The organism is Segeticoccus sp., assembly GCF_035708005.1.
Window position 1 is genome coordinate 1 of the sequence record NZ_DASSTI010000191.1, and the last position, 4,071, is coordinate 4,071.

The 4,071-nt window shown below is 72.6% G+C and carries 4 protein-coding genes; 2 read left to right on the forward strand and 2 right to left on the reverse strand.

What is annotated here, in order from left to right; all coding sequences use genetic code 11:
- The coding region (locus VFL99_RS18030) for an FAD-binding oxidoreductase (RefSeq protein ID WP_325107755.1) at positions 1-885 on the reverse strand (885 nt) is incomplete at its 3' end.
- A gap of 184 nt (positions 886-1,069) precedes the next feature.
- Between VFL99_RS18030 and VFL99_RS18035 the strand changes: the two genes are divergently transcribed.
- Together VFL99_RS18035 and VFL99_RS18040 are read left to right on the forward strand one after the other, a co-directional pair.
- Positions 1,070-1,819, forward strand: coding sequence for a maleate cis-trans isomerase family protein (locus tag VFL99_RS18035; RefSeq protein ID WP_325107756.1), 750 nt, complete (start codon positions 1,070-1,072; stop codon positions 1,817-1,819).
- Positions 1,816-2,520: a GntR family transcriptional regulator gene (locus VFL99_RS18040; protein WP_325107757.1), complete on the forward strand. Its 705-nt coding sequence runs from the start codon at positions 1,816-1,818 to the stop codon at positions 2,518-2,520. The genes VFL99_RS18035 and VFL99_RS18040 overlap by 4 nt, the downstream gene beginning before the upstream one ends.
- A gap of 313 nt (positions 2,521-2,833) precedes the next feature.
- Here the strand turns inward: VFL99_RS18040 and VFL99_RS18045 are convergent.
- The coding region (locus tag VFL99_RS18045) for an NAD-dependent succinate-semialdehyde dehydrogenase (protein WP_325107758.1) at positions 2,834-4,071 on the reverse strand (1,238 nt) is incomplete at its 5' end.

Below are 4,071 nucleotides of genomic sequence, written 5' to 3' on the forward strand. Positions count from 1 at the left end.
CGGCGTGAGCGCCACCGTCGCCCGCAACGTCGTCGCCAGCGTCCCCTCGCTGCCGACGAGCAGGCGCGCGACGTCATACAGGTTGTCCGGCAGCAGCCGCTGCAGGGCGTAGCCGGAGATCTGCCGCGAGAAGTGCCCGAACCGGCGGCGGATCAGCAGCTCGTGCGCATCAGCGATCCGCAACAGGTCCCGGTTGATCTCGCCCTCCCGGCCCGGTCGGCCGGCCAGCCACGCCCGACGGCCCTCGACCCGGTCACCCGGGAAGGGCGTGTGCACGGTCGTCCGCTCGCCGCCGGGCAGCAGCACCTCCAGCGCCCGCACGTTGTCGGCCGTGGTGCCCCAGGCGACCGAATGGGCACCGCAGGCGTTGTTGCCGATCATCCCGCCGAGCGTGGCCCGGCTGCCCGAGGAGGGATCCACCCCGAAGGTGAGCCCGTGCCGAGCCGCCGCGGCGTTGAGCTGGGTGAGCACCACCCCCGGCTCCACCACGGCGGTGCGGGACGAAGCGTCCAGGTCGACGATGTGCGTCAGGTGCCGGGAGGCGTCGATGACCACGCCGCCGATCGCGTTGCCGGCCATCGAGGTGCCCCCGCCACGGGTGACCACCGGCGCCCCGGCCTCCGCGGCGAGGCGCGTGGCCACCGCGAGCTCATCGACGTCCCGCGGCACGACCACCAGGTCCGGCAGGGCCCGGTAGTTCGACGCATCGTGCGCGTACATCGCCCGGTCCCCCGCACCGGTACTCACCCGCCCGCGCAGCTCCCGCCGCAACGACGCCGCGAGGCGCTCCACGTCGAAGGCGGGGCGACCGGCCGCTCGCCGCGAGCCCTCGCTCGCCGGCCCGCGCTCCCTCGTCGCCGTCACCTGCTCGGTCTGGTCCGTCATCGAGCATCCTCCGTCGCGCGTGCTGGGCCGGACCCCGCCCACTGTAGGGACGGCCCGGGGGTGCGGGTCGTCGGCGTCCGGTTCGTGGCAGCCCCGGTGAGGCGGCCACGGTGAGGGGTGGGTGGCATCCCGTCAGTTCTGTAATATTGTCGACAATCATCACATCGCTGACGTGGAGGCCCGCATGACGGAATCCAGCACCGTCGCCCCCGACACCACGACCGGGGCGCCGACCATCGGCCTGCTCTATCCCGGCTACAGCGCCGAGGACGACTACCCCGCCCTCGAGAAGCGTCTCGACGGCGCGGTCCGCCTGCCGCTGGTGCACACCACGGTGGACGTCGACGCCCACGAGGTCGGGGCCCTGCTCGACCTGGGCGGTCCGGCCCGGTTGGCGGAGGGTGCGCGCAAGCTGCCCTCGGACGTCGACGCGGTCATGTGGGCCTGCACCTCGGGCAGCTTCGTCTTCGGCTGGGACGGCGCCCGCAAGCAGGTGGACGAGCTGGGCGCCATCCTCGGCAAGCCCACGTCGTCGACGTCGATCGCGTTCGTCGAGGCGCTCCGCGCGCTCGGGCTGACCCGGGTGAGCGTCGCCGCGTCCTACCCGGAGCCGGTCGCGCAGCGCTTCGTGGAGTTCCTCGGCCGGGGCGGGATGACGGTGACGGCCATGGGCTTCCACGGCATCTTCACCGCCGCGGAGGTCGGCACCCTGGACGAGGAGGGCGTGCTCGACCTCGCCCGCAGCGCGAACGTGGACGGCGCCGAGGCGCTGCTCGTCCCGGACACGGCGATGCACACGCTGGCCTACCTGGAGGCACTCGAGGAGGCGGTCGGCATACCGGTGCTGACGGCCAACCAGGTGACCGTGCACGAGGGCCTGCGCCTGCTGGGTCCGGTCCCGCGGCTGCCCGGCATGGGGACGCTGTTCCGATGAGCCGGCACTACATCGAGCCGCTCGTGCAGAAGTCGACCCCGAGCATCATCGCCGACAAGCTGCGCGAGGCGATCGGGCACGGCGAGCTGCCGCCGGGCAGCCAGCTGCTCGAGGCCCAGCTCGCGCGCGAGCTGGGCGTCAGCCGTGGTCCCCTGCGCGAGGGGATGCAGCGGCTCACCCAGGAGGGCCTGCTCATCTCCGTGCGCAACCGGGGGCTGTTCGTCCTGGAGATGACGCCGGAGAACGTCGAGGACATGTATGTCGCCCGCAGCGCCATCGAGCGCGCGGCGGCTGCCCGGGTGGTCCGGGGGGATCGCGCGGCGGCGGCCGAGGAGCTGCTCGCGGTGGTGGACCGGATGGGGCGCGCCGCCGCCCGCAACCGCGAGGCGGCCGTGGGGGAGGCGGACATCGAGTTCCACCGGCTGCTCGTGGAGCTCTCCGAGAGCCCCCGGCTGCGCCGGGTCCACGAGACGCTGATCACCGAGACGCGGATGTGCATCCACGCGCTGGCGGAGTCCTACCGCGCCTCCGAGCGGCGGGTCGAGGAACACCGGGCGATCGCCGAAGCCATCGGTTCCGGCGACCGACGACTGGTCGACCGGCTGCTCGTCGAGCACATGGACGACGCCGTCCGCCGGCTCACCGGCGACACCCGGACCCCGACGGTGGCCGCCGACGCGGCCGAGACGACCCCCGCCTGAGCCAGACGCCCGACCTCCCGCCGGGTGGGGGTGTGCCTGTGCCGGCGTTCGGCTCGGGCACGGCGTGAGAGCTCCTGCCGGGTGGGGGTGTGCCTGTGCCGGCGCTCGGCTCGGGCACGGCGTGAGAGCGCCCGCCGGGTGGGGGTGTGCCTGTGCCGGCGCTCGGCTCGGGCATGGCGTGAGAGCTCCCGCCGGGGTGGGGGTGTGCCTGTGCCGGCGCTCGGCTCGGGCATGGCGTGAGCGCGAGCGCAGCGAGTGCGAGGGAGCGCGCCGGCACAGGTATACCCCCGCCCGGCGCACCCCCAGCAAATCGTCACATGGTGATGCCGACGTACTTGGTCTCCAAGAACTCGTCGATCCCGTTCGGCCCGCCCTCGCGGCCGAGGCCGGACTCCTTGACGCCGCCGAACGGCGCGGCCGGGTTGGACACCACGCCCTGGTTGAGCCCGACCATGCCGCTCTCGATCCGCTCGGCCACGCGCAGCGCCCGGCGCAGGTCGTTGGTGAAAACGTAGGCCACCAGGCCGTACTCGGTGTCGTTGGCCGCCTTGATCACCTCATCCTCGTCGGTGAACGGGGTCAGCGGCGCCACCGGCCCGAAGATCTCCTCATCGGCCATCCGCGCCTGCGCGGGCACACCGGTGAGCACCGTGGGCGGGTAGAAGAACCCGTCACCGTCGGGCTGCTCACCCCCGAGCACCACCTGCGCGCCGTGGTCGAGGGCGTCCTTGACCAGGTCGGCGACCTTCTGCCGCCCGGCCGAGTCGACCAGCGGCCCCACCGTGACGCCGTCGTCGACGCCGCGGCCGACCTTCATGGCACCCATCTTCTCGGCCAGCCGGCGGCCGAACTCATCGATGATGTCGGCGTGCACGTAGATCCGGTTGGCGGCCGTGCAGGCCTCGCCCATGTTGCGCATCTTCGCCGCGATCGCCCCGGCCACCGCCTCATCGAGGTCGGCATCCTCGAACACCACGAACGGCGCGTTCCCACCAAGTTCCATCGAGGTGCGCAGCACCTTCTCGGCGCACTGCTGCAGCAGGATCTTGCCGACCTTGGTCGAGCCGGTGAAGGACAGCTTGCGCGCCAGCCCGGACCGGATCAGCGGCTCGGTGACGCCCCCGGCGTCCATCGCCGTGACACAGTTGACCACCCCGTCGGGCACCCCGGCCTCGGCCAGGATCTCCATGAGAGCCAGCATCGACAGCGGCGTCTGGTGCGCCGGCTTGATCACGCTGGTGCAGCCGGCTGCGATCGCCGGGCCGATCTTGCGCGTGCCCATCGCCATCGGGAAGTTCCACGGCGTGATGAGGATGCACGGCCCGACCGGCTGCCGGGTGACCAGGAAGCGGGCCCCGCCGGCCGGTGCGGTCTGGAAGTTGCCGCGGATCCGCACCGCCTCCTCGGCGAAGTGCCGGAAGAACTCGGCGGCGTAGGCGATCTCGCCCAGCGACTCCTTGATCGTCTTGCCCATCTCGAGGGTCATGAGGAGGGCCAGCTCGTCCTTGCGATCGGTGATCGTCTCGAAGGCGCGGCGCAGGATCTCGCCGC